The sequence below is a fragment of the Corynebacterium sp. HMSC077G07 genome (genome assembly GCF_001809225.1).
Taxonomy (GTDB): domain Bacteria; phylum Actinomycetota; class Actinomycetes; order Mycobacteriales; family Mycobacteriaceae; genus Corynebacterium; species Corynebacterium jeikeium_D.
In genome coordinates this window covers 1-23,199 of the sequence record NZ_KV796521.1, presented here as the reverse complement: position 1 = coordinate 23,199, position 23,199 = coordinate 1, and the positions used below count along the sequence as shown (strand labels likewise).

The following is a 23,199-nucleotide window of genomic DNA, read 5'->3' as shown; positions in this document are numbered from 1 at the left end:
GGTCGGGGTAGCGGGATTTGAACCCACGGCCTTCCGCTCCCAAAGCGGACGCGCTACCAAGCTGCGCCATACCCCGTATGCGTCATTCGAAACCTAGCAGAAACCCCTTTGGAGCATCTGCACCGGGGCCCTCATAGTCGCGAAATCGCGTTTCCACAACGGACCCGTATAGATTTACCTGACGATTAACGAAATCACAAAACCACGCGTTCAACCAGGCTAATGCTCTGTCTGAAAACGCTTTACGACGCCATCGAGAGCCAACCTGCCAACTACTACCGGTTTCATGAAAACCATGCATATCACAGGGCGTTTGCATCACCTCGGCACTGCTTTTGGCGGCCTCGTTTACTGCAAACACTCCATTCGTCGGCCGACTCCCCAAAGAAGCCGCCTAAAACGACTGCCCCTTTGTTGAGTCGTGTGACAGTGTAATCAACGGCTATACGCCTGTTTCATATACCCCATATTGCTTTAGTTTCATTTTCTGTTTTTCCCGGCCACAGCCACTTTTCTTTAAATCCTTCGAGAAAAACCTGGCATCGATTTTTGTATGTGCGCTTTAACGAGTTAATATGCCTTGTACCAAGACACGGTCTGGTTGAGGCGAGTGCGCATCTAAACCGGATTTCTGTCTATGGGGATGTCGTATAGTGGCTAATACCTCAGCCTTCCAAGCTGAAGACGCGGGTTCGATTCCCGTCATCCCCTCCATGTGAAAGCACCCTCCGGCCAGCGTCGGAGGGTGTTCTTCTTTTTGACGGGATCCGTCCCGAAATCCGTCACAGGCATGTCACGACCGCGTGCGCGCGTCACGGTTTCATACAGCGTCGGTAACAAGTCGGTGGCACTGTCATGTCGGGTCTTTTGCCGTCGTCACGCACAACTAGTCCCGGCGGCATGAATCCTCGCATCATCGACAAGGACACCGGCGTCGAGCTGTGGACCGTCGCCGAATGCGCGGAGTTCACCGGTACCGCGCGCGGCACGTTCACCAGCTATGCGGGCCGTGGCAAAGCGCCGGTGCCGGCGGCGAAGCTCCACGGGCTGAACCCGCGGAACTCCGACGACGTGCGCGAGTGGCAGAAAGGCCACGAGGCGAAGGGCAAGTAGCCGGCCCAATCTCGGACCGGTCAGCCCGGCATGACCGGTCAGCCCAAGTAGTGGGCGGCGACGACGTTGGCGATCTCGTCGGCGTCGTTGTGGGCGACGAGCACGCCGTGGCCGTGGCCCGGCAGCTCGATGAGCTCGCCGCCCATGACCGCCTGCATCGCGCGGCCGCCCGTGCCGGTCACCGCCGCATCGCGGTCGTAGTGGAGCAGCAGCGGCTTCGACTCGAGGGCGTCGCCGCTGAGTTCCACGGCAGCGCCCTGCCCCGGCCAGCCGAGGCATAGCTGCCCCGACGACAGCGCATCGGCGTTGAGGCGGAAGATGTCGCCGCCGGTGAACTGGTCGAGGTACGTGCGGGGAATGCGGGACGGGTCGGCGGCGGTGACGTTGTCGTTGCAGATGATCGCCCGCTCGATGGTTCCCATCGCCTCGGTCTGCGCCATCATGTCTTCCGGGGTCACGCCCTCGGGTAGTTCGGGGGTCTCCACCTCGCCGGTGACCACGGCGTCGGCGATGTCGGGCCACATGCTCTCCGAGTACGTCGCCGCGAAGGTCTGCTGCAGCAGCACCGACTGATTGCCGGCGCCGGGGCGCATCAGGTTCGCCGCGAAGGAATGGCTGCGCCACGCGACGGGCAGAACGCCGTCGGCCAGCTGCATGAACGCCTCCGGGTCGTCGGCGAAGGCGGCGGGCACGTCGCCCACCTGCGTCGGCGGCGGGTAGACCTGACCCGGCGCGCCAACCTCCTCGTTGATGCGCTGCGACCAGCGCGCGTACACCTGCAGGGCGGTGGTGCCCAGGCCGTACTCGTCGTCACGGTCGGCGATCCACTGGAACATCGCGTTGAGAGCCTCGCGGCGCCACGGCTCGCGCGAGTCTCCGAGCCGAAAGTAACGGTCGGCAGGATCGACCGAGGAATCCAGCACCATCCGGCCCGTCTTGTCCGGGAACAGGGTCGCGTACGTGCTCATCAGATCCGTGCCGTAGGACAGGCCGTAGAGGTGCATGACGTCCTGGCCGAGCACGTCGCGGACATGGTTGAGATCGCGAGCGGTGTTCTCCGTGGTGATGGTCGCCGCGTATCCCGGTTCATTGGCTTCGCAGGAGGCGTACATCGCGCCGACCTGCCCGGAGAGCAGACCCGTCATCGGGATGTCCGCCACGTTGCAGTTCAGCGGGGTGCCCCAGGCCAGGCCGCGCGGCTCGACGGCGATGAGGTCGAAGTGCTCCCGGACGGCGGTCGGCATCCTCACGGCCTCGTCGGAGAACATTCCCAACGCGTCGCCGCCGGGGCCGCCCGGATTGCCTGCGATGACGCCACGGCGCTCCCCCGTCGCCGGAACCCGGCTGACAGTGAGGGAAATCGTCGCGCCCTCCGGGTCGGAATAATCACGTGGCACGTCGATGTCCGCGCACACGGTGCCCGGCGCGGTCATCGCCGCGGTCGGGCACGCGCCCCAGTCCAACCCGCCGAGATCGGCCGGACCGGCGGAGCCGCCGGCCGACGCCTGCGGCACCGACAGCAACGTGCCCGCCAGCGCGAGCGCCGTGACCGGGGCCAACGCCCTGCGGACGAAGGACGTCCGGGACGACGGGGCCGCTGAGACTCGGCTCGCGGACCGGGCCTCGGCACCGGTCTCCACAGAGGAGACGGCGGGGGACGCTGCGCCGAATGCGGCGGGGGACAACTTCTTCGTGGGGCGCACGGGGATAAACACCTTTCATCGACTGCAACGAACGGTATCAAACCGTAACGCCGACCGCACGCCGTTCAAGGCACGAAGATTAAGGCACCGGCCGCACGCTGTTCAACGCACGGAGATCAGGGCACGGACCGCACCCGGTACACCAGCACCGCACCGACGGCGGTGAGCGCGCCCGCGAAAACGTACAGGCCGGGGTACCCGCCGAGGTTCGCCAACGCGAAGGCGGCGAGCACCGGGGCGGCCATGTTCGGGCCGGCGACGGCGAGGTTCATGACGCCCACGTCACGCCCGCGCTCATCGGCCTTGGGCAGCACCTGGTTGATCAGGGCCTGATCGACGGCCATGAACACGCCCCACGACAGACCCAACAGCACCGCCGCGCCGACGACCATGGCGAAGCTCCCGGCGAACGCCATGATCGCGCAGGCCCCGGCGACGCCCATCGACGACAACGCCACGAACACCCGGCGCTTGCCCATCTTGTCGGACACTTTGCCCGACAGGATCGCGGTGACGATGACGCACAGGGCATACGCGCCGGTGAGGACGAGTACGCCGGCATCCGGATCGGGGTGGCCGATGTGATCGCGCAGGTAATAGAACAGGTAGAACAACGCGACCGAGTTGCCCGTGGTCACCAGGAACCGGGCGATGAACACCCACGTGAAGTCGCGGTAGAGCCCTCCGGGCACCTCGGCGACGGCGGGCACCACGGCGTCAGCGTCCCCGCCGGCGTCGTCAAGCACCGGAGATGCGGCCGCCTGCGACCGCACCCGGGACACGTCGCGGAAGCCCGGCAGGAACTGGCCGATGAGCACCAGCAGCAGCGCCGCGGTGACGATGTACGCCAGCCCCAGGTCGAACACCGTGGCCACGACGGTGCCCAGCACCACGCCGAGGGTGTACGTCAGCCCCAGCACACCCGAGACCACGCCGTACTGATTGTCCGGCACCGTATCCGGCGCCACCGCCTGGGCCGCGTTGATTGACGCCGCGATGGCCAGCTGGAACACCGCCCACCCGATGGTCAACGCCATGAAGCCCGGCGCGGCGCCCAGGAACACCAGCGACCCGGCCGCCGCCAGCCCGCCGAAGAGGATCCACGGGGCGCGGCGGCCCCAGCGCGTGTCCGTGCGGTCCGACAACCACCCGGCCAGCGGATGCCCGATGATGGAGAAGAACCCGCCGACCGCCATGAGGAGCGCGAACTTCTCCTCCTTCTCCCCCGGATGCCAGATGAGGATCTGCTGCGCCAACAACAGCTGCGTCGGCGCTGCCCACGAGATGTTCTGCCCCAGGTACAGCAGGCCGTACCGCACGATCCAGCCGGTGGTCACCGGCGTGCGCTGGGCGGGGTCGGCGGTGAAACGCCCGACGTCGGAGATGGCGCGTTCGGAGGAGCCGGCGTGTTCGGAGGAGCTCATCCCTGCACCCCATCCGGCTCCGGCGGCTGCGCCCGCACGTTGGGGTCGGTGTGTTCGTCCGCGACGGGGTAACGACGGCCTGCGGTGTAGCGCCGGTGCAGCTCCGGGGTGATCCGCCCGGTGCGGGCCAGCTCGGCCAGCAGGTGGCCCGACGGCTTCATCGTCCGTTCCTGCGTCTCGTAGTCCAGGTGGACGATGCCGAATCGCGGCTCTTCGCCGTCGGCCCATTCCCAGTTGTCCACGAAGCACCAGTGGTACCAGCGCTCGATGGGCACGTCCGACTCGGCGATGGCCCGCAGGTGCTCCAGGATGAACCGCGGCCGGAACGACTCCAGCCTGCGGTCGGCAGCCCCGGCGTCCGGGTTGGCGTAGTCCCCGGCCGGATTCGGCTTTTCGACGCCCGCGTCCACGCCACCGACCGACAGCTCCAGATCGCCGAGATCGCAGGTGCCGTTTTCGGTGATCCAGACCGGTCCGCCGAAACGCTCGTTCAGGTCGCGGGCGCATTCGACCAGGCCCTCGGGGTGGATTTCCCACCCGAGGTCGTTGACCGGAGCCCCGACGAAGGTGCCGTCGTCGAACTTGTCGACGGCCGTGCGCGAGTAGTAGTTCAGGCCCAGGAAGTCGTGGTGGCGGCCCGACGGCAACCCGCGGCCGACCTTCGCCCCGCCCAGCAGCGGATGGAACTTCCCCGCCAGATGCGCGTCGGCGACGATGTCCTGGAACAGATGCCGATTGATCCGCGCCAGGCCGCGGTGGATGGGGTTGCGCGGATTGCGCGGCGCGAACGCCCGTGCGTGGTGGGCGATGCCGACCTTCGCCCGATCCCCCTGGATGCCGTGGATGACCTCGTAACCGCGGATGTGGGACACCGCCATGTTGCGCAGCACGGCCATCGTGTCGCCCCACGAGCGGTTGCCCGGCGGGCCCGAGCGGAACATGTGCGCCTGGGTGGCGTACACGTTCGGCTCGTTGACGGTGATCCACTCGTCGACGAGGTCGTCGAGCGCCCGCACGGTCGTCTCCGCATAGCGCAGGAAAGCCGCCGGCGATTCATCGGAGGTGAAGCCGCCGCGCCGAGCGAACCAGAGCGGATTGACGAAGTGATGGAGCGTCACCAGCGGACGAATCCCCTTGTCCCGCAGGTCGGCAATCTCCTCACGGTAGCGATCCAGCACCGCATGGTCGAACTCCCCCGGCCGCGGTTCGATACGCGCCCACTCCACGCCGATGCGAGCGATGGGCAGACCCAGCGACGCCATGAGCTCGTTGTCCTCCCGCCACCGGTTCCAGTGGTCGGTGGCGCGCAGCGGGGTCGAACCATCGGCGATGTTGCCGGGCTCGCGGGCCCAATCGAACCAGTCGTTGTTCTCGTCACCGCCCTCGATCTGCCCGGCGGCCGACGCCGTGCCGATCAGCAGACCCCGCAGATCGACGTCGTGATGCAACGGCTTCGCGAGCGGCGACGTGCGCGGCTGAGGATGGAGAGTTCGGTCATTGGCAGGCACATTGGTTGACATGCCGACATCCTATGTCACACATCACGCCTAGTTTTTGGTTTTCAAACAAAATATTATGGGTTTCGCGCGTCGACGGGGTCGTCGTAAAGCAACCGAGTAGAGCAACCGGATCGTTCGCGAAAAATCCGCTCCCCCTGGAACGAATCGGAGCCCCGGCCCGTTGTTGACGATGTCCCCCCCCCCCAAAAAAAAATCAAAAATCACGTTAGGAACCCCACTTGTCAGCCTTCTAAGCTGAAGACGCGGGTTCGATTCCCGTCATCCCCTCCACGCAACCGGGCGCATTGCTCCCGGTTTTTACTTTCTGAGCCGACGTCCGGGGACCAGAAATTCTTCTGACCTCTGTTCAGGATCCAGTGCTACGGGTACTCTGGGCACCATGAAGCCCACCATTATCGATGCCGATACTGGACACGAACTATGGACCGCGGTCGAATGCGCTGCTTTTTCCGGCACCGCACGTGGCACTTTCACCAGCTACGCTGGCCGCAAGAAGGCTCCTGAACCCGTCGCGAAGCTTCATGGGTTGACCCTGTGGGATTCCGAAGAAGTTCGCGCATGGCACGCCAATCGGAAGAGCCGCACCAAGAGCACCGACTCCGCCGAATCATAGATACCTACCCATACCCAATCATTTCCTGGTTCCCGAGCTACATCTGTCGGACAGATATGTAAGCTCGGGAACTTTTTTCGCTCTACATGCGTTATCTCAAGTAATTACAAGCAGTACCCGCAATTTCCTTTTTGGAGGCCTAGCCCATGGGGGCTTTAATCCTGATCGCGATCACCGTCGGCGGCGCAATTATCATCGCGTCGATGGCTCAAAACCGCTCTAACAGGGCCTTTGATGCTCGCCAGAACAATCAATTGGAAGACGCCGTCGCAGACGCCCGCCGATGGATTGAGCGACTGGGCTCACAGGTATTGAACCTGGCTGGCACCGATTCGGCTTCCACGCAGGCTCTTGCTGACGCATCCGAGCGCTACAATGCCGCTTCCTCGCAGATTTCTACTGCGCGCACCCCGGCACAGGCGCGAATGGCCCGCGAATCGGCGCTGGAGGGCCTGCACTACATCAATGCGGCTCGCGAAATTATGGGCCTGCCGGCGGGGCCGACACTGCCACCGCTGGAGGGGCAGAAGGCCGCTGGTTCTGTGACCGAAACTCGCACCATTGAGCACGAAGGCCACTCGGTTACCGCCTCTCCATACGCCACCCCGGAAACTCCGAACTACTACCCCGGTGGTCGTGTCGCTGGCCGTCCGGTTCCGGCCGGTTGGTACTCCGAGCCATGGTGGAAGTCCGCGCTCCGCACCGGTGTCTGGACCGCAGGCTCGATGCTGCTGTTCTCTACCCTCTTCCACGGTATGGCCGGTGTTGCCTACGGCGCTGATGAGTTCGCCAGCGGCATGGGCACCGGCGCTGACGACTTCGGCGGCACCGAGGACTTTGGAGCCGAAGACTTCGGTGGCGACGATTTCGGTGGAGATGACCTTGGCGGCGACTTCGGTGGCGGCGGTGCAGATGCCGGTGACGCAGGCGACGGCGGAGGCTTCTTCGACGGCCTCTTCGGTGGCGGCGACGGCGGCGGCGACGGCGGCGGATTTTTCGACGGCGGATTCGACGGTTTCGATATTTAGAAAAAGCCCGGCGCCGCTATTTCGCTAAATCCGCAAAAGGATCGACAGTGCCGTCTGTCTGAGGCCGATACTCAATTTTTCTGGCGGCGAATCGACCAGCTTCCTTGCCAAGGATGCTGCTAATTAAAGCAACAGCCATATCCATACCTGCTGCGACTCCTGATGAGCTCCAGCGATCTCCGTCTTCAACCCATCGAGCCGCTTTCACCCACGTCACTTCGTTTCCGAACGAGGTAGCCCAATCAAAAGCCAACTTATTACTAGTTGCCCGCTTTCCTTCAAGAAGCCCAGCCGCAGCAAGCAGTGCGGAACCTGTGCAAACCGATGCCACTAACCGCGCCCGGGATCCGAGGTTGTTGAGCCAGTCCAAAAACTCTGCATCGTCAACTAGTGTTCTACTCCCGGCTCCACCAGGAACTAGAAGAATATCGACCGTTTCGAGGTCAGTGGCACAACGTGTGGCGATAACCTGCGCCCCCTGAGCGCTGGTTATCGGACCAGCAATGTTGGCGACATATTCGACCTCAATCTCTGGGACATGGCCAAAAAGGCCAACCGGTCCAAATACGTCCAAGAGCTCGAACCCGGGGAATAGCACAACAGTTACTCGGCGATGCGCTTCTTGATTTGTCATACGACAATTCCTACTCCGTCTACACATGAAAAAAGGTCTGGTCCCAGAGTTTTCTGGAACCAGACCCCTTTTTTATTCCTATCAACAGATAGCGAACAGCAATCCCTTTAAGCTTCTGGCAGCTCCGGGGCAACGCCAGTCTTTTCGTACTCTGCCAGAATGTCGATGCGGCGCTGGTGACGCTCCTCCTCGCTCCACGGCTGGGAGACGAAAGCATCGACGATAGCCAGGGCCTCTTCCTCAGAGTGCATACGACCGCCGAGGCCGATCAGCTGAGCATTGTTGTGCTCGCGGGCGAGCTTTGCGGTCTCCACCGACCAAGCCAGCGCACAACGAGCGCCCTTGACCTTGTTAGCAGCAATCTGCTCGCCGTTGCCGGAACCGCCGAGCACGATGCCCAGGCTGCCCGGATCAGCGACGGTACGGGAAGCCGCCTCAATGCAGAATGCTGGGTAATCATCTGCAGGGTCGTAGGTGTGAGCGCCGCAATCAACGACGTCGTGGCCAGCCTTCTCCAGGTGGGCCTTAATCAGGTTCTTCATCTCAAAACCGGCGTGGTCTGCACCAAGGTAAATACGCATGGCAGCAAGTTTAGCGGTTCCCACGGATTCCACGGCGCCTGCACCCGTTTTAGGTATTGCTTGACGACGTCTCCTGCGCAGCCGAATAGGGTGAAAAGTGACTGTATTTGCGTTTCAGCACGCCTTCGAAACCGGAAATTGGGTGCTTTTACCGTGTCTCCTGCGCCGCAAGCTCACTTCCAAGTCGATCCTGAAGCCCATGGCTCCCATGGGAATCATCACGCACCGGTGGTGCGAACGGTTCGGCATGACATCAACAAGAAACCATTTATTGTCATTTGGGAGGTCACGCGGGCTTGTGGCTTAGTCTGCAAGCACTGCCGTGCAGATGCGCAGCACGAGCCGCATCCTCACCAGCTTTCGACCACCGAGGGCAAGATGCTGCTGGAGACCTTGGCGTCGTATAGCAAGCCGAAGCCGCTTGTAGTGCTCACCGGCGGTGATCCTTTTGAGCGTGATGACCTGGAAGAATTGGTGCGATTCGGCACGGAGCAGGGCCTGAATATGTCGCTATCTCCATCGGTGACGCCGCGGCTCACGCCAGAGCGGATTCAGTCACTGCGTGAGGCCGGTGGCAAGGCGATGTCCATGTCGCTCGATGGCGCGACTGCCCAGACCCATGACAAGTTCCGTGGATTTTCGGGCACTTTTGAAAAGACGCTCGAAATGGCTCCGCACATCAACGAGGCCGGTTACCGGCTGCAGATTAACTCGACCCTGACCAAGGGAAATATTCATGAGGCGCCAGCGCTGCTGAAGACCGTCATGGAGATGCAGGCCAAGATGTGGTACGTCTTTTTCCTCGTTCCCACTGGTCGCGGTGCGGATTTGGGCGCATTGTCACCGGAGGAACGCGAGGATGTTCTGCACTGGTTGTCTGATGTGTCCAACCGAATTGCCATTAAGACGACGGAGGCGCCGCAGTATCGGCGCGTCGTCATGCAGCAGGAGGAAGCGAAGGAAAAGGGGCTGCCACCCTATGAGGGCGGCGAGCTCTACCGTTACTTGACCGAGGAAACGACAAAGCTGCTCGGTGCTGTGCCGGAAAAGCCACGTCGCCCGCGCTCCCCCATGGCCGTCAATTCCGGGTCAGGTTTTGCCTTCATTGACCACATCGGCGACGTCTACCCCAATGGCTTCCTGCCGCTTCACTGCGGAAATGTGAAGGCCACGCCATTCCAGGAAATCTATTCGAACTCGCCGGCGTTCAAGGCCCTTCGCGATCCGGACAATTGGCATGGAAAGTGCAGCGTCTGTGAATACCACAGCGTATGCGGTGGGTCCCGGTCGACAGCGTACGCGTTGACCGGGGATTACACCGCATCCGACCCGACCTGCATCTACATCCCGCCACGGTGGGCTGCCATGAGCGAAGAAGAACGGCAGGCCTCTACCGGGCAGAATGCTGGAGCCGGAGCGGGTCAGCTCTCCTAACTGCGCGCCCCAGCTGCTACTGCTTTCTTAGTCGAAGCGCGGGTCCTCAGTCCGGGAGCGCTTAATTTCGAAGAAGTACGGGTAGCTGGCGACGGCAACCGAGCCGTCGAAAATCTTGCCGGCTTCTTCGCCGCGTGGGATACGGGTAAGCACCGGACCGAAGAAGGCAACGTCGTTGAGCTTGACCACCGGAGTGCCGACGTCGTTGCCGACCTCCTTCATGGCCTCTGCGTGGTTTTCACGCATGAGCTCATCGAACTCGGTAGTCAGGGCCTGTGCCAGGCGCTCTTCCGGCAGTCCAACCTCTGCGAGGGCTTCCTTAATCAGCTCGTCGAATGCGTGCTCCGGCTCGTCGACATGCGCATGGCGATCGATGCGGTTTTCGTTGTGAATCTTCGTGCCCAGCGCGGTGTAGAGCTTGTCGACGGCCTCCTGGCCATCCTGGGAGAACACGGCGTTGAACAGGCGTGCCGGGGTCCAGTTGCACTGCATCATGAACTTGTAATCTTCCGGCAGTTCATCGCGGCCTTCATTGAGCACCGACAGGCTCATCGGCTTCCACTCGATCTCGATGTCGCGGACCTTTTCGACTTCCTTAATCCAGCGCGACGTCACCCAGCAAAACGGGCAGGAAACGTCGAAGTAAAAAGTGACCTTGTCTCGATTGCTCATGTGAAAGTCCTCCTAAAGCATTGATTGACTTATCAACGACTATAGGGCGGATTTTTTCGGCTCGCATTCATGAATTCGGATGGGTCCGAAGTTCTACCGGACCTGGTGTTAACTGGCTCCCCCATCGGGCGCCGTCTAAATCGCCTACCTAACCGTTCCAGGGCAAGCCCGTAGCCTCCAGGGAATCAGCGGCAGCCTCCAGGTAGGCAGGCCAGTCGGCGTAGTCCAGGAACTCCGAGCCCACCTCGTGGTCCATGGAGACCATCTTCCCCGAGCGCATGTCCAGACAGTAGTTGTTTCCGCCGAAGTCCATGACCAGTGGAATCCATGCCTCGTGATACCACTTGCCATCCGAGTCGGCGCTGTCCATGCTTTCGGCTTCAAAGTCATCGAACTCGCCGTCGGCCTGCAGCTGAGTCCACAGCTTGTAGTCATTCAGAATCGACTTAGGCGGTGCAATCCAGCCACCGTCCCACGGCTCACCGTCCACAGACGCGTGCCGCAGCCACGAAGCTCGCACGTAGTCTGGCAGCTTTACTCCGAGGTCAGCCTCAAGCTGATCCAGTTCCGCTTCTGTCGCCGGGGCCTCCAAAGCATCGTCGCCAAGCTTTGCTTCAATGCGATCCCACGCCGCGTTGACCCGTTCAACCTTGCTTGCATCATCACTGAGTTCGTACATGAAACGAAGTGTATTCACGTTCGGCTTTGCTCGCATGCCAAAGAAGCCAAAATCTCGCTCAATCGACCGCCAATCGACCGCCAATCGACCGCCCGAATCGACACGCAATGAGCGAGGAAGTCGAGGTCACCCCGCCCACCACGCTACTGCCCGATTCCCAATCCGGGGTCGTGGTTACACTTGTCGCATGACTTCCACGAACCTAACCAGGACCGAGGCCGCCGACCGTGCGGCCATGCTCGAGGTGTCCCACTACGACATCTCCCTCGACCTTACGACCGCACCGGTCGGTGGGCAGCACAGCGCACCAACATTCGCTTCCAAGACCACAATTTCTCTGAAAGCGAAGCGCGCTGGTTCCACCTTTATTGACCTGCGTGATGCGGTTGTCAAGAGTGTGACCATCGACGGCGTCGATGCCACGGAGGCCGCTCGCTATGACAGCGAGACCGGCATTAACGTAGACCTGACCGAAGGTGACCACACCGTCGTTATCGATGCGGACTGTCGTTACACCAATAACGGCCAGGGCATTCACCGCTTCCAGGATCCCGCCGATGGCGAAACCTACCTGTACTCGCAGTTTGAAACTGCCGATGCCAAGCGCGTGTTCGCCTGCTTTGACCAGCCGGATTTGAAGGCGACGTACTCCATCCACGTCGTGGCGCCGAAGGGCTGGAAGGTTATTTCCAACTCGGTAGCCAAGACCGGCACCACCACCGATGTCCACGGCAATGAGGCCGACACCTTCGACTTCTCAGTGGATGTTCCGCTGTCGACGTACCTCGTCGCAGTCTGTGCGGGCCCGTGGCACGAGGTCACTGACTCGTGGACCGGCACTGTCGCACCGCACCCGGAAACCCCTGCCGAGCACCAGCCGGACGGCGAGCTGACCATTCCGCTAGGAATCTACTGCCGCCAGTCCATCGCCGAGTACCTCGATGCCGACACTCTGTTCAAGGAGACCAAGGAAGGCTTCGACTTCTACGCCAAGCACTTCGGCGAGCCCTACCCGTTCGGCAAGTACGACCAGATCTTCTGCCCGGAATACAACATGGGTGCGATGGAAAACGCCGGCTGCGTGACCATCCGCGACGAGTACGTCTTTCGTTCCAAGCCCACCCATTACCTCTACGAGCGCCGCAACGACACCATCCTGCACGAGATGGCTCACATGTGGTTCGGCGATTTGGTCACCATGCAGTGGTGGGATGATCTCTGGCTCAACGAGTCCTTCGCTACCTGGTCGGCTGCCGCCGCACAGGTTGAGGTTTCCGATTACAGCCACGCCTGGACCACCTTCGCCAACGTAGAGAAGGCCTGGGCCTACAAGCAGGATCAGCTGCCGTCGACGCACCCGATTGCCGCCGATGCCAGCGACATTGACACCGTCGAGCAGAACTTCGACGGCATCACCTACGCCAAGGGCGCGTCCACCCTCAAGCAGCTGGCCGCCTACGTTGGTCAGGACGCCTTCCTCGCCGGTGCTCGTCTTCACTTTTCCCGCCACCGCTTTGGCAACGCCACCTTCGCGGATCTGTTGGAGGCGCTCTCCGAGGCCTCCGGTCGCGATCTGTCTGGCTGGGCCGATCAGTGGCTGACCACCACCGGCATCACCACCCTGGCGCCAGAGTTCCATCAAGAGGACGGCAAGTACACCTCCTTCGCAGTCACGCAGGAAGGCGCCGAGCCGGGTGCCGGTGAACTCCGTGATCACCGAATCGCAGTGGGCATCTACAACCTGCGCGGCACCGGCGCGGACGCTGTACTTGAGCGCACCAAGCGCGTGGAAATCGACGTCCGCGGTGCCCGCACCGATGTCCCAGATCTGGTCGACACACCAGTTGGCGACGTCGTGCTGGTTAACGACGACGACCTCACCTACAGCATGATTCGCCTGGACGAAGGCTCGCTTGCCACCGTCATCGACAACATCGGCGCTTTCACCGATTCGATGGCGCGCACACTGTGCTGGTCCGCCACCTGGCAGATGGTTCGCGCAGGCCAGATGCGCGCTCGCGACTTCGTCAACCTGGTGCTTCGCGGCATCCCGGGCGAGGATAAGCTCTCCGTCTTGGAGCGCGTCATCGCTCAGGCGGTCAGCGCCGTCAACGTCTACGCCGATCCTCAGTGGGCCGAGTCCACCGGCCGCGATCTGCTGGCTCAGGGTCTGTTGGACTACGCGAAGAAGGAAACCGACGCCGACCGCGCCCTGGTTTTCGTTAACGCTCTGGCTACCGTGGGCTCGTCGAATAGCGACGTCGCCGACGCACTGCGCGCCATCTACGCCGGCGACGCCGACAAGGCTGGCTTCCCCGCTGTCACTGTCGACACCGACATGCAGTGGCGCGCCTTGAAGGCTCTGGTTTCCGCTGGTCTCGAAGGCGAGGAGGCCATCGCAGAGCTTGAAAAGACCGACAATTCAGCACTCGGCGCACAGGCCGCCATCGCCTGCCGCGCCTCCGTGCCGACGCTCGCCAACAAGTCCCGCGTCTGGGCTGAGGCGACTGTCTCCGGCGACGACGCCCCATCGAACCTTGTCATTCGCCACCTGCTGGCCGGCTTCAACGCGCCGGGCTCGGGTGCAGTGCTCGCGCAGGCGCTTGACGACGACTCCCGCGCCACCATCAACGCGGAGCAGTCGGCAACCTCACTGTCGGAGCACTTCTTCGCTGTTGCCAACAGCTGGTGGAAGCAGTTCTCATCCGAGACGGCACAGACGCTGCTCGAGGGCTTCTACCCCACCTGGGAGATCAGTGATGAGGCAATTGCAGCCGCTCAACGTCTGCTCGACAGCGACGAGACTGCATCGCCGGTCAAGCGCATCATCTCTGAGCAGCAGTTCCTGGTGAAGCTCGCTCTTCGCGCCCGCGAGTTCGACGCGAAGTAACAAGTGATTTCGGCCGGCACTTTGGCCGTTATCGTTTTCGTGGCATCAAGTCGATAGACTTGGTGCCATGACAACTTCTCAGACGCTCTTTGACTCCGTCGGCGGCGAGGATGTCTTCAATCGCATCGTCCATGGTTTTTACACGCGCATGCGTTCCGATGACCTCATCGGCCCGATGTACCCCAGCGATGACTGGGAGGGCGCCGAGGATCGACTACGTATGTTTCTCGTCCAGTACTGGGGCGGGCCGCACACCTACAGCGAACAGCGTGGTCATCCGCGCCTGCGCATGCGCCACATGCCGTTTTCCATCGGCGAGGCCGAACGCGACCGCTGGCTGGAAATCATGAGCGCCTCACTCGCAGACATTTCCGATGACGAGCTCCCCCGCCCCCAGCGCGAAGCCATGTGGAACCACATGGTGCAGGTTGCTGACATGCTCATCAACCGCTTCGACGCGCAGTAGGAATTAGGCCCTGCGCCGCTAGTTCAGCAGCGGCAGTACGCCAAAGGACTCGAGCGTAAAGATCGAGCCAAACCGCCCATCCAGCCGGTGCCACCGTCCCTTTGCGGACACGCGCACCGGCTCTTTTTCATCCGGTTGCTCCGGGATGAAGCCCATCGTGCACAGCGCAAACACGTCCCGCATGGTCACGTCCACGACGCTTTTCGACGTCGCCTGCGACTGCCCCTCCCCTGTATCAACAGTGGCTTCACCGGTACCGCCGCTGACAGTGAGAACCTTTTGGTCCAGCAGAGACGGTGGCATGCCCATCGGGCCGGAAAATTCGACGGCGACCGCGCGCCCCTGCTTCTCGAGAGTCCGGAAAGCAGTCGCTGGAACATAGTCGACAACCTGCCATCCTTCCGGCACTGGCAGGAATCCCGGCCAGGAGGACGCCGACTGCGCATGCACGCGGTATGGCATCGCGGTGAGCGAAGCTTCTTTCTCCTCTTCGTCCTCAGCAGTTTTTGCCTGCGCAAAGGCACGCACTGCGATGTCTTTAATCTCCGCGGCGGTGACGATGATGTCGTCGGGAAGCGCGTGCAGCGCAATCGTGCGCATGGCGAGCGGGCCGATTGGGGTCTTCACCCATACCTGCGACATTGCGGGCGCAGCGTTAGGTGCCGACGAGGAACTGATACCAGCGGCGGCGGTCTTACGTGCTCGGATGCGTAGCAACGTGCTCTCGTCGAGGGCGTAGGCCTTATGGGCCAGGACACCCAGATTCTTCAGGGCATCGGGAGTGCCAAAGGTCAGCTCGGCAGCGGGATGAGAAGTGGTCACGGCGAATTACTTGTCCTGGTCTTCCTTGTTGTCTTCGATTGCGGGAGCTGCAAAACGCTCCAGTTCACGGCGGGCAGACGGGGAGAGCTCGACTGCCTTCGCAGTCTTGAGATCAAACATCACCATCACGGTTTCGAGCACAGCAACGATGTGATCATGCTGGTCGGAGATTGTCTGGCGAAGTGTGAAAGAGGTGCGACCGAAGTTGATGATCTCGGTCTCAACCACAACTTCCTGGGTGTCCGGCAAAATAGCGCGGACGTAGTCAATCTCCAGGCGACGCACCACTGCCGCAGGCATCCCTGCCCCGCCGCCGAGACCGCGCATCACAAAGTCCAGACGAGCCTGCTGGGCGTATTCCAGGAAAGCGGTGTTGTTGGCGTGGCCATACTGATCGAAATCAGACCAGCGGATAGCGACGTTGGTACGAAATGGTGCTGATTCAGTCATACCCAGAACTATAGGCGTTTTCTGGAGCTACGAGCCTGCGAATACGCGAAAGCCCGGGACCTGTGCACTGGTGCGAGCCAGTCCACAAGGTTCCGGACTTTGCCGTTGGCAAAAATCAGATTCGCGCGAAACAGATTATCGGGTCAGGCGACGGTGCGTGACGCGCGACGGGCGTGCAGCCTCCTCGCCGTAACGCTCAATCTTGTTCTTCTCGTAGCCCTCGAAGTTGCCCTCGAACCAGAACCACTTGCCCTCTTCGAAGTTGCCTTCCCATGCGAGGATGTGGGTACAGGTGCGGTCCAGGAACCAACGGTCGTGGGAAATGACCACGGCACAGCCCGGGAAGTTCTGCAGTGCGTTTTCCAGCGAAGACAGGGTTTCGACGTCAAGGTCGTTAGTCGGCTCATCCAGGAGGATCAGGTTACCGCCCTGCTTCAGGGTCAGCGCGAGGTTCAGACGGTTGCGCTCACCACCGGAGAGAACCTTCGACGGCTTCTGCTGGTCCGCACCCTTGAAACCGAATGCAGACAGGTACGCACGAGACGGCATCTCGTTCTGGCCGACCACGATGTAGTCGAGACCATCAGAGACAACCTCCCAGACGGTCTTTTCCGGATCGATGTTTTCACGACCCTGGTCAACGTAGCTGAGCTGAACAGTCTGACCGACCTTGACCTCACCGGAATCCGGCTGCTCCAGACCCACGATGGTCTTGAACAGGGTGGACTTACCCACACCGTTCGGGCCAATCACACCGACGATGCCGTTACGCGGCAGGGTGAACGACAGGTCCTTAATCAGGACGCGGCCATCGAAGCCCTTCTCCAGGTCCTTGACCTCAACAACCTGGTTACCCAGGCGCGGCGGGGTCGGAATCTGGATCTCTTCGAAGTCGAGCTTCTTGTACTGCTCGGCTTCCTCCACCATCTGCTCGTAGCGCTCCAGACGGGCCTTGTTCTTGGCCTGGCGAGCCTTCTGACCCGAGCGGACCCACGCCAGCTCGTCCTTCAGGCGCTTCTGCAGCTTGGCGTCCTTCTTACCTGCAACCTCGAGGCGCTCAGCCTTCTTCTCCAGGTAAGTCGAGTAATTGCCCTCGTACGGGTAGAGCTTGCCGCGGTCGACCTCACAGATCCAGCCAGCGACGTGATCCAGGAAGTAACGGTCGTGGGTCACGGCCAGGACGGCACCCGGGTACTTAGCCAGGTGCTGCTCGAGCCACAGCACAGACTCGGCGTCCAGGTGGTTAGTCGGCTCGTCGAGAAGCAGCAGGTCCGGCTCGGAGAGCAGCAGCTTTGCCAGTGCTACACGACGACGCTCACCACCGGAGAGGTGAGTAACCGGCTCGTCCGCCGGCGGGCAGCGAAGCGCATCCATTGCCTGCTCAATCTTGGAATCCAGCTCCCAAGCATCAGCGGCGTCGAGCTCCTCCTGGAGCTTGCCCATTTCTTCCATGAGCTCGTCGGTGTAATTGGTGGCCATCTCCTCGGCGATGGCTTCAAAACGAGCCTTCTTCTCGAAGATGTCGCCGAGGCCCTCCTCGACGTTGCCGCGAACGGTCTTCTCCTCATTCAGCGGAGGCTCCTGCAGCAGGATGCCGACAGTGGCGCCCGGCTCCAGGAAAGCTTCACCGTTACTCGGCTGATCAAGGCCAGCCATAATCTTCAGAATCGACGACTTACCTGCGCCGTTCGGACCGACCACGCCGATCTTTGCGCCCGGGTAAAACGCCATGGTGACGTTGTCGAGAATAACCTTATCGCCGTGCGCCTTGCGCACGTTTTTCATCTGGTAGATGAACTCACCCATGGTGGAATTTCGTCCCCTCGTAGAAAGGAAATAAGCAATCCCTGTAGAGGTTACGCATAGGAACCAAAAGGCACAATCTACATGGGCGTACCCGCAATCCTTTCCCACCAAAATCTCTGCCAGGCTCCTAGCAAAACTAGCTGCGAGATAACGCTGCCGAATCGTATGCGATCCCTCCCCTTTCTCAGCAGCGTCACCTCACGTGCAGTAATTACCCCTCCCCTCTTTCCGCTCTTTCAGCGGCTCCCCCTCATTCCGCTCTACAACGATGTACTGGCTCCTGGGTTAGAACGGCGCACTGACTCCTGCATCAGCCATTTCTCGCTGCTCCGAACTAGCTGCACCTGTGTTCCCCGCCTCACCAGCGCCGCCCGTACTAGCAGTGAAGGTGCGCACGGCCCCGGCCTGAGACGCAACTGTCTCAGTAACCGAAGCTTCCGAATCCCCAGTCGATGACTCACCAAGACCAGTCGGCGACTCATGCGGCTTCTCAGTCATAGTCTTCACCGTTGCCAGGTGACGGCGCAGATTCGGACCTACCGCCTTAGCAATGATCTTCTGGCGCTGATGCTTCGTACCATCATCGCCCTCCCAGCGATCCGTACGAACGTGACCGTGGACAATGACGGCTTGGCCCTTCCACACCGTGTTATTCACGTTCTCGGCGAGCTTGCCCCAACATTCAACATCAAAATATGACGTCTCCGACTGCTCCCAACCATTCTCCCCCTTCCATGACTTGCTGGATGCCACAGAAAACTTGCAGACCTTTGCCCCAGAATTGGTGTTTCGATTTTCCACATGATGGACCACATTGCCCACCACGGTAATAACTGCCTCAGACATCGGGCTCCTCCCCCAAAGAAAGCGTTTACCTACTGCGGCCGAATAATTCGAAGGTGTCTCATTCGTGCCGTGCCAATTACTTTTCCGGCTTCGAGAAACAAATGAAAGAGGTACATAAAAAGCCTGTGGATAAGTTTGTCGAAAAGACAACTATCCACAGGCTACGTATGAAGTTGAGGGGCGAAGTCGCGGCAATCCTCGTCGTCAAGCATGCAAAATCAGCTTAACGACGCTACCTTCCGCGCCTCTTCGAGGCATCGATCGGATTATCCATGTGCACCGGATGCTGCGCGTCAACCTCCGAGGTGTAGTAATCGCGCTCATCCTCGCCACCAACACCGACCTGCTGGCTCATGCGAGCGAGCATTTCGTTGTAAGCGGCCAACTCCTCATCATTGTTGCGGTCTGCGACGCGGTCGTAGCGGGCTGCATCCTTTTCATCGGAACGCCGCCACTGTACAAACAGCGCAACGGTGACGATGTAGAGCGGAACCTCACCGGCAGCCCACGCGACGGCACCACCAACGTTCTGATCTTCCAGGAGATTCACTGCCCAAGGGAGATCCAGGCTGGCGTAGTAGGCCTCGGCAAGCACCTGCTGCGACTGCATCAGCGAAATACCGAACCAAGCGTGGAACGGCAACGACCCCATCAGCGTGACCAGCTTGACCGACGGCTCAATCTGCTGTGGTGCAGCATCGACACCGATAATGACCCAGTAGAAGATGTAACCGGAGATCAAGAAGTGGATGTTCATGAACACGTGGCCCGCGTGCTCATCAGCCAGGAAGTCGTAAATCGGTGTCATGTAGAGCAGGTAAAAGCCCGCGACGAACTGCACCGTTGCCACAACCGGGTGCGTGAGGAAACGCGACACCGGGTTGTTGATGAAGACCACCAGCCACTCACGAATACCAGGCAGACCATCGCGGCCGGCCGGCTTCAGCGCACGCAGCGCGAGCGTAACTGGGCCGCCCAGGACCAGCATGACCGGAATGCCCATGGAGTAAAGCATGTGGGCGATCATGTGAACCGAGAACAGAGCCGGCATGTACACGCCCAGCGCGCTGCACGAAGTAAACAGCAGCGTGGCACAGCCGGCGAGCCACCACAGGGTGTTGGACAGCGGCCAGGTACCGCCGCGCTTCTTCAGCAAGTAGAGCCAGTACAAGTAAATCCACGCGGCAATGATGGCGGCAGAGCCGAAGAAGATGTCAAAGCGCCACTGCGTGAACATGGCCTCCCAACCGAATGGGATCTCCAGGTTGTAACCTAGCTTGACCTGCATCTGCGTAATCGACGGCAGGCCCTCACCGCCGGCCTGCTCAGAGAAATTCGGTGGCGGCGGAGTACGGCCCAGAGCTACGGCAACGCCGATTGTCAGCGCCATGATGATGACCTCGACAATGGCCAGACGCCAGAATGGACGATTCGACTGAGCGCGCTCAATCTCCGGAATGGTGATCTTGCGGTGCACATAGCCGCATAGGCCCAGCAAGATAGTGAGAACGGCCTTGACCAGCACCATGATGCCGTAGTTGTTGCTGACCAGGTCAGACCAGTCAATGTTGATGGCTGCGTTAATGAAGCCGGAGGCAGACATGGCGATGAAAGCCACCAACGCCACGAAAGAATAGCGCTTCACTACCTCTGGCATCCATTCACCGCGACGACGCGCGTGGCCAACCAGCGCCATCAAACCGCCGACCCAAAACACAGTGAAGGTCAAGTGCCAGATGTAGGAGTTAGTGCCGTAGTCATGGGCACCACCGGAGGCATTGTGGCTTACAACCGCCAGCGGCATCATCGACACCAAGCTGATGGCGAAGAACACCGGCTGCCAAATCCACTTACGAGTCAGCGATGAACCAAGCGCCACAATGCCCGCAAAAATAGCTACCCACAGCCACGCCAAGCCCTCCTTGGTCTGCTCCAACGACACAGCCCAGTTACTCAGCTGAATCGTCGTCGACAGCGGCTGGCCCGACACATCGGAGAGCACCAGCGGAATCTCCATCAGCGCCATGAGGCCCCAGCCGAGCATGGCCCACATACCCGTGCGGGATGCCGTGTAGCCGTCGAGGCCCAAAGTGCCGTCGGCACGCTGCTTCGTACCGAAAGCGGCGAGCATAAACGAACCGACACCGAGGCAGGCGAGCAGCTCACCGGCCGCCTTCGCGAACGGGAACCCGAAGGTGGTGATTGTGCCGGGATCGGGAATACCCAACGTGGCGCGCGAATCCATGTTGAACGCCATCGAGAGCAAACCAGCTAGAACGCCGCCGATAAGTACAAAAACAACGTACCAACCAGCAGATTTACGGACTTTCTTATCCTTGCTAACAGGCGGAGAGGTCTCGGCCTTGGTCGTGGCAGTCATAGCCCTAAGCTTAGCGACCAAAGTCCCTAGAACAGAACCGGTTGTGATTGGCTACATTAGAGACGCTACAATGCTTTTCTTAGCTAGCCTCCATAGCTCAGTGGACAGAGCAGTCGGCTTCTACCCGATTGGTCGAGGGTTCGAATCCTTCTGGGGGCGCAAAAATAACCCGCCTGAACTGGTTTTATACCAGATGCAGGCGGGGTTTTACTTCTTAGTTCTTCTTGTTATCCGCAGGATCCGGGCGCAAGTAGCGGTCAACCATGTCGACGACCTCTTCGACAGATTCCTTGTCTAGCGTCGCGTCCTTGCCATCCGGGCGCCACACCAGCACCATCGTCTGAATCAGACGGTAAATGTTGCGCGCCAGCAGATATGGATCGTGCTCGCGAATAGTGCCGTCTTCCTGCCCGTGACGGACACCGGGGAGAATGAATTTCTCCACAATTTCCAGCTGTGTATCGCTCATCTCTCCAGTGAGCGCTTCTAAGACACGGTCGGGATCTGTCTTGACCAGGCCAGGGAAAAAGTCACTTTCGATGATGCGTTGAACGACGATTCGAATACGCAGCAACATGCGAGCGCGCGAATCGCCAGGGACATAGCGGAGCCCCTCAAGCATGTGCAGGATTTCGCGGTTGGTCACTTCCCCCAGAAGCTCACCAATGTCAGCGTATCGACGATATACGGTCGGACGCGAAACTCCTGCCTTGCGAGCAATTTCTGCAATCGAAGTCCTACGCAAGCCCACAGTCATTACGCTTTCGCGCGCAGCGGCAATGATGACATCATCGACGGATGGTTTCTGTGCCGCGGTGGTGCTTTGAGCAGCGTCGCCAACACGCCTCGTCTCATCCATGTAACTATTTCTCCCGTTGGAATCCGAACTCAGAAGTAATTTTATCAGGCAAATAGGTCGATTTAGTTCATGCCCCGTTGTCCAATTCTAAGATCTTACTTTCCAGTTAATTTCGTTTCCCCCACAATTCGCTCCACAAACCACACGGCAATCCACACGCCCGACCACAGCACAATCCACATCGCTAAGCTGGGCGCAGTCAGCGTGTGCCCCACAGCCCAGTCCGGGCACAAAATAAGGCGCACTGCAGAATCATGCCGAATCTCAGCGAAAGGTGAAATCATGGCTCAGCCCGATCCCGACCTCCAGCTCTCCCCTGAGCTCGACCGCATCGTGTGGATTGACTGTGAGATGACGGGCCTCGAACCCGAGCGCCACGTCATTGTCGAAATCGCGGCTCTCGTCACCGATGCCAACCTCAACGTCCTCGGGGAAGGCGTGGACATCGTCGTGCACGCGTCCGAGACCGAATTGGCGCAGATGGATGATTTCGTCACCAAGATGCATGCGAAGTCCGGCCTGGATCAGGAAATTCGCGACAGCAAGACTAATGTCGCCGACGCCGAACAGGCTGTTTTGGACTACATCCGTCAGTGGGTTCCCGAGCCGCGCACCGCCCCACTGGCAGGCAACTCGATTGCCTCCGACCGCAAGTTCATCCACCGCTACATGCCAGAGCTCGACCAGCACCTGCACTACCGCATGATTGATGTCTCTTCCTTCAAGGAACTTGCCCGCCGCTGGTACCCCCAGGTCCTCAAGGGCGCTCCAGAAAAGGGTCTCGCTCACCGAGCTCTTGCAGATATCAAGGAGTCGATCCGCGAGCTGGACTACTACCGCCGCGCCATGCTTCTGCCCCACCCCGGCCCCGAAGGCGACGCTATTTCTGCCGCAAGCAAGGAATCGACGGAAAAGTACGGTGAGATTCGCGGCTAGCTCGCTTTACGACGACCCAAACCCCACCCTTTCCCAAATTTATCCGGGTTGACCTGCTGTTTTTGTTTCCAGCCCACTGTGGGCTACCATATAGTTCGCTGCAGAGATGAGCTGAGAATACAGCTCCTTTAATGCGGTAATGGTGACTGTAGTTCAGTTGGTAGAGCACCAGGTTGTGATCCTGGGTGTCGCGGGTTCGAGTCCCGTCAGTCACCCCAAGTAGAACCCTCGGCCAGGTTTTTCCGGGCCGAGGGTTTTTGTGTTTCCGCCTTAGCAACTGCGTTTATGGTTGGCGGCGGCGGGCCAATCCAAGTTACTGACTGCGTTTATGACAAAAATGGCC

At 60.5% G+C, this 23,199-nt stretch carries 21 protein-coding genes and 4 tRNA genes; 10 read left to right on the top strand and 15 right to left on the bottom strand.

Annotation, left to right across the window (positions count from 1 at the left end; all coding sequences use genetic code 11):
* Positions 1–2: 2 nt before the first annotated feature.
* Positions 3–76 (bottom strand) — tRNA-Pro (locus tag HMPREF2562_RS01235).
* Between the two features lie 563 nt (positions 77–639).
* Here HMPREF2562_RS01235 and HMPREF2562_RS01230 point away from each other — a divergent pair.
* A tRNA-Gly gene (locus HMPREF2562_RS01230) sits at positions 640–714 on the top strand.
* Positions 715–900: 186 nt separating this feature from the next.
* Entirely contained in the window at positions 901–1,113 is a 213-nt protein-coding gene (locus HMPREF2562_RS01225) for a hypothetical protein (RefSeq protein ID WP_048735147.1), read from the top strand.
* 38 nt (positions 1,114–1,151) lie between these two features.
* Here the strand turns inward: HMPREF2562_RS01225 and HMPREF2562_RS01220 are convergent, their stop codons facing one another.
* The 3 genes from HMPREF2562_RS01220 to HMPREF2562_RS01210 all read right to left on the bottom strand — a co-directional run bounded on the left by HMPREF2562_RS01220 (position 1,152) and on the right by HMPREF2562_RS01210 (position 5,760).
* Entirely contained in the window at positions 1,152–2,672 is a 1,521-nt protein-coding gene (locus HMPREF2562_RS01220; RefSeq protein WP_126107929.1) for an alpha/beta fold hydrolase, read from the bottom strand.
* Between the two features lie 260 nt (positions 2,673–2,932).
* On the bottom strand, positions 2,933–4,240 hold the full coding sequence (locus tag HMPREF2562_RS01215) for an MFS transporter (protein WP_016422298.1): 1,308 nt from the start codon (positions 4,238–4,240) through the stop codon (positions 2,933–2,935).
* Positions 4,237–5,760, bottom strand: coding sequence for a glycoside hydrolase family 1 protein (locus HMPREF2562_RS01210; RefSeq protein WP_049170990.1), 1,524 nt, complete (start codon positions 5,758–5,760; stop codon positions 4,237–4,239). The genes HMPREF2562_RS01215 and HMPREF2562_RS01210 overlap by 4 nt, the downstream gene beginning before the upstream one ends.
* Before the next feature lie 379 nt (positions 5,761–6,139).
* Here HMPREF2562_RS01210 and HMPREF2562_RS01205 point away from each other — a divergent pair, with 379 nt between their 5' ends.
* Together HMPREF2562_RS01205 and HMPREF2562_RS01200 are read left to right on the top strand one after the other, a co-directional pair.
* Positions 6,140–6,373, top strand: coding sequence for a hypothetical protein (locus HMPREF2562_RS01205; RefSeq protein WP_048734899.1), 234 nt, complete (start codon positions 6,140–6,142; stop codon positions 6,371–6,373).
* A gap of 146 nt (positions 6,374–6,519) precedes the next feature.
* On the top strand, positions 6,520–7,401 hold the full coding sequence (locus HMPREF2562_RS01200) for a hypothetical protein (protein WP_016422295.1): 882 nt from the start codon (positions 6,520–6,522) through the stop codon (positions 7,399–7,401).
* Positions 7,402–7,417: 16 nt separating this feature from the next.
* On the opposite strand, the gene HMPREF2562_RS01195 is transcribed toward HMPREF2562_RS01200, so the two are convergent.
* Positions 7,418–8,035, bottom strand: a complete 618-nt coding sequence (locus HMPREF2562_RS01195; RefSeq protein ID WP_016422294.1) for a DJ-1/PfpI family protein — start codon at positions 8,033–8,035, stop codon at positions 7,418–7,420.
* 107 nt (positions 8,036–8,142) lie between these two features.
* Positions 8,143–8,616, bottom strand: coding sequence for a ribose-5-phosphate isomerase (locus tag HMPREF2562_RS01190; RefSeq protein ID WP_005511109.1), 474 nt, complete (start codon positions 8,614–8,616; stop codon positions 8,143–8,145).
* 228 nt (positions 8,617–8,844) lie between these two features.
* Between HMPREF2562_RS01190 and HMPREF2562_RS01185 the strand changes: the two genes are divergently transcribed.
* The gene (locus HMPREF2562_RS01185) at positions 8,845–10,050 is read left to right on the top strand and encodes a TIGR04053 family radical SAM/SPASM domain-containing protein (protein WP_042388514.1); all 1,206 of its coding nucleotides are present in this window, start codon (positions 8,845–8,847) and stop codon (positions 10,048–10,050) included.
* A gap of 27 nt (positions 10,051–10,077) precedes the next feature.
* Here the strand turns inward: HMPREF2562_RS01185 and HMPREF2562_RS01180 are convergent, their stop codons facing one another.
* Together HMPREF2562_RS01180 and HMPREF2562_RS01175 are read right to left on the bottom strand one after the other, a co-directional pair.
* The gene (locus HMPREF2562_RS01180; RefSeq protein ID WP_070549429.1) at positions 10,078–10,722 is read right to left on the bottom strand and encodes a mycothiol-dependent nitroreductase Rv2466c family protein; all 645 of its coding nucleotides are present in this window, start codon (positions 10,720–10,722) and stop codon (positions 10,078–10,080) included.
* Between the two features lie 148 nt (positions 10,723–10,870).
* Positions 10,871–11,401 (bottom strand): SMI1/KNR4 family protein, encoded by a 531-nt coding sequence (locus HMPREF2562_RS01175; protein ID WP_224783792.1) that lies wholly within the window; start codon positions 11,399–11,401, stop codon positions 10,871–10,873.
* A gap of 187 nt (positions 11,402–11,588) precedes the next feature.
* Between HMPREF2562_RS01175 and pepN the strand changes: the two genes are divergently transcribed.
* Positions 11,589–14,291 (top strand): aminopeptidase N, encoded by a 2,703-nt coding sequence (gene pepN, locus HMPREF2562_RS01170; RefSeq protein ID WP_049193748.1) that lies wholly within the window; start codon positions 11,589–11,591, stop codon positions 14,289–14,291.
* Positions 14,292–14,358: 67 nt separating this feature from the next.
* Positions 14,359–14,757, top strand: coding sequence for a globin (locus HMPREF2562_RS01165; protein WP_016422288.1), 399 nt, complete (start codon positions 14,359–14,361; stop codon positions 14,755–14,757).
* Positions 14,758–14,775: 18 nt separating this feature from the next.
* Here HMPREF2562_RS01165 and HMPREF2562_RS01160 read toward each other — a convergent pair whose 3' ends face one another.
* The 5 genes from HMPREF2562_RS01160 to HMPREF2562_RS01140 form a co-directional block, all read right to left on the bottom strand.
* The gene (locus tag HMPREF2562_RS01160) at positions 14,776–15,579 is read right to left on the bottom strand and encodes a DUF8185 domain-containing protein (protein ID WP_070549427.1); all 804 of its coding nucleotides are present in this window, start codon (positions 15,577–15,579) and stop codon (positions 14,776–14,778) included.
* 6 nt (positions 15,580–15,585) lie between these two features.
* Positions 15,586–16,029, bottom strand: coding sequence for an acyl-CoA thioesterase (locus HMPREF2562_RS01155; protein ID WP_016422286.1), 444 nt, complete (start codon positions 16,027–16,029; stop codon positions 15,586–15,588).
* A gap of 135 nt (positions 16,030–16,164) precedes the next feature.
* A complete protein-coding gene (ettA, locus tag HMPREF2562_RS01150; RefSeq protein ID WP_016422285.1) occupies positions 16,165–17,835 on the bottom strand; it encodes an energy-dependent translational throttle protein EttA in 1,671 nt (556 codons plus the stop codon).
* A 285-nt stretch (positions 17,836–18,120) separates the two neighbouring features.
* Positions 18,121–18,681: a single-stranded DNA-binding protein gene (locus HMPREF2562_RS01145; protein ID WP_049170979.1), complete on the bottom strand. Its 561-nt coding sequence runs from the start codon at positions 18,679–18,681 to the stop codon at positions 18,121–18,123.
* Positions 18,682–18,913: 232 nt separating this feature from the next.
* Positions 18,914–21,061 carry a bifunctional copper resistance protein CopD/cytochrome c oxidase assembly protein gene (locus tag HMPREF2562_RS01140; RefSeq protein ID WP_049189874.1) on the bottom strand — a complete coding sequence of 716 codons (2,148 nt, stop codon included), beginning with the start codon at positions 21,059–21,061 and terminating at the stop codon, positions 18,914–18,916.
* A gap of 86 nt (positions 21,062–21,147) precedes the next feature.
* Between HMPREF2562_RS01140 and HMPREF2562_RS01135 the strand changes: the two genes are divergently transcribed.
* Positions 21,148–21,220, top strand: a tRNA-Arg gene (locus HMPREF2562_RS01135).
* 55 nt (positions 21,221–21,275) lie between these two features.
* Here HMPREF2562_RS01135 and HMPREF2562_RS01130 read toward each other — a convergent pair.
* Both HMPREF2562_RS01130 and HMPREF2562_RS01125 read right to left on the bottom strand, forming a co-directional pair.
* Positions 21,276–21,920 carry a TetR/AcrR family transcriptional regulator gene (locus HMPREF2562_RS01130; RefSeq protein ID WP_016422282.1) on the bottom strand — a complete coding sequence of 215 codons (645 nt, stop codon included), beginning with the start codon at positions 21,918–21,920 and terminating at the stop codon, positions 21,276–21,278.
* Positions 21,921–22,015: 95 nt separating this feature from the next.
* Complete coding sequence (locus tag HMPREF2562_RS01125; protein ID WP_070549425.1) at positions 22,016–22,204, bottom strand: hypothetical protein; 189 nt, start codon at positions 22,202–22,204, stop codon at positions 22,016–22,018.
* Between HMPREF2562_RS01125 and orn the strand changes: the two genes are divergently transcribed.
* Together orn and HMPREF2562_RS01115 are read left to right on the top strand one after the other, a co-directional pair.
* Positions 22,203–22,856 (top strand): oligoribonuclease, encoded by a 654-nt coding sequence (gene orn, locus HMPREF2562_RS01120; RefSeq protein WP_016422281.1) that lies wholly within the window; start codon positions 22,203–22,205, stop codon positions 22,854–22,856. The genes HMPREF2562_RS01125 and orn overlap by 2 nt on opposite strands.
* Before the next feature lie 142 nt (positions 22,857–22,998).
* A tRNA-His gene (locus HMPREF2562_RS01115) sits at positions 22,999–23,074 on the top strand.
* Positions 23,075–23,199 lie beyond the last annotated feature (125 nt).

What these genes read in the sequence shown, in the direction of transcription:
- HMPREF2562_RS01225 (WP_048735147.1), top strand. Translation starts at nt 901, where the DNA reads ATGAATCCTCGCATCATCGACAAGGACACCGGCGTCGAGCTGTGGACC.
- HMPREF2562_RS01215 (WP_016422298.1), bottom strand. Translation starts at nt 4,240, where the DNA reads ATGAGCTCCTCCGAACACGCCGGCTCCTCCGAACGCGCCATCTCCGAC.
- HMPREF2562_RS01210 (WP_049170990.1), bottom strand. Translation starts at nt 5,760, where the DNA reads ATGTCAACCAATGTGCCTGCCAATGACCGAACTCTCCATCCTCAGCCG.
- HMPREF2562_RS01205 (WP_048734899.1), top strand. Translation starts at nt 6,140, where the DNA reads ATGAAGCCCACCATTATCGATGCCGATACTGGACACGAACTATGGACC.
- HMPREF2562_RS01200 (WP_016422295.1), top strand. Translation starts at nt 6,520, where the DNA reads ATGGGGGCTTTAATCCTGATCGCGATCACCGTCGGCGGCGCAATTATC.
- HMPREF2562_RS01195 (WP_016422294.1), bottom strand. Translation starts at nt 8,035, where the DNA reads ATGACAAATCAAGAAGCGCATCGCCGAGTAACTGTTGTGCTATTCCCC.
- HMPREF2562_RS01190 (WP_005511109.1), bottom strand. Translation starts at nt 8,616, where the DNA reads ATGCGTATTTACCTTGGTGCAGACCACGCCGGTTTTGAGATGAAGAAC.
- HMPREF2562_RS01180 (WP_070549429.1), bottom strand. Translation starts at nt 10,722, where the DNA reads ATGAGCAATCGAGACAAGGTCACTTTTTACTTCGACGTTTCCTGCCCG.
- HMPREF2562_RS01175 (WP_224783792.1), bottom strand. Translation starts at nt 11,401, where the DNA reads ATGTACGAACTCAGTGATGATGCAAGCAAGGTTGAACGGGTCAACGCG.
- pepN (WP_049193748.1), top strand. Translation starts at nt 11,589, where the DNA reads ATGACTTCCACGAACCTAACCAGGACCGAGGCCGCCGACCGTGCGGCC.
- HMPREF2562_RS01165 (WP_016422288.1), top strand. Translation starts at nt 14,359, where the DNA reads ATGACAACTTCTCAGACGCTCTTTGACTCCGTCGGCGGCGAGGATGTC.
- HMPREF2562_RS01155 (WP_016422286.1), bottom strand. Translation starts at nt 16,029, where the DNA reads ATGACTGAATCAGCACCATTTCGTACCAACGTCGCTATCCGCTGGTCT.
- ettA (WP_016422285.1), bottom strand. Translation starts at nt 17,835, where the DNA reads ATGGGTGAGTTCATCTACCAGATGAAAAACGTGCGCAAGGCGCACGGC.
- HMPREF2562_RS01145 (WP_049170979.1), bottom strand. Translation starts at nt 18,681, where the DNA reads ATGTCTGAGGCAGTTATTACCGTGGTGGGCAATGTGGTCCATCATGTG.
- HMPREF2562_RS01140 (WP_049189874.1), bottom strand. Translation starts at nt 21,061, where the DNA reads ATGACTGCCACGACCAAGGCCGAGACCTCTCCGCCTGTTAGCAAGGAT.
- HMPREF2562_RS01130 (WP_016422282.1), bottom strand. Translation starts at nt 21,920, where the DNA reads ATGGATGAGACGAGGCGTGTTGGCGACGCTGCTCAAAGCACCACCGCG.
- orn (WP_016422281.1), top strand. Translation starts at nt 22,203, where the DNA reads ATGGCTCAGCCCGATCCCGACCTCCAGCTCTCCCCTGAGCTCGACCGC.
- HMPREF2562_RS01125 (WP_070549425.1), bottom strand. Translation starts at nt 22,204, where the DNA reads ATGATTTCACCTTTCGCTGAGATTCGGCATGATTCTGCAGTGCGCCTT.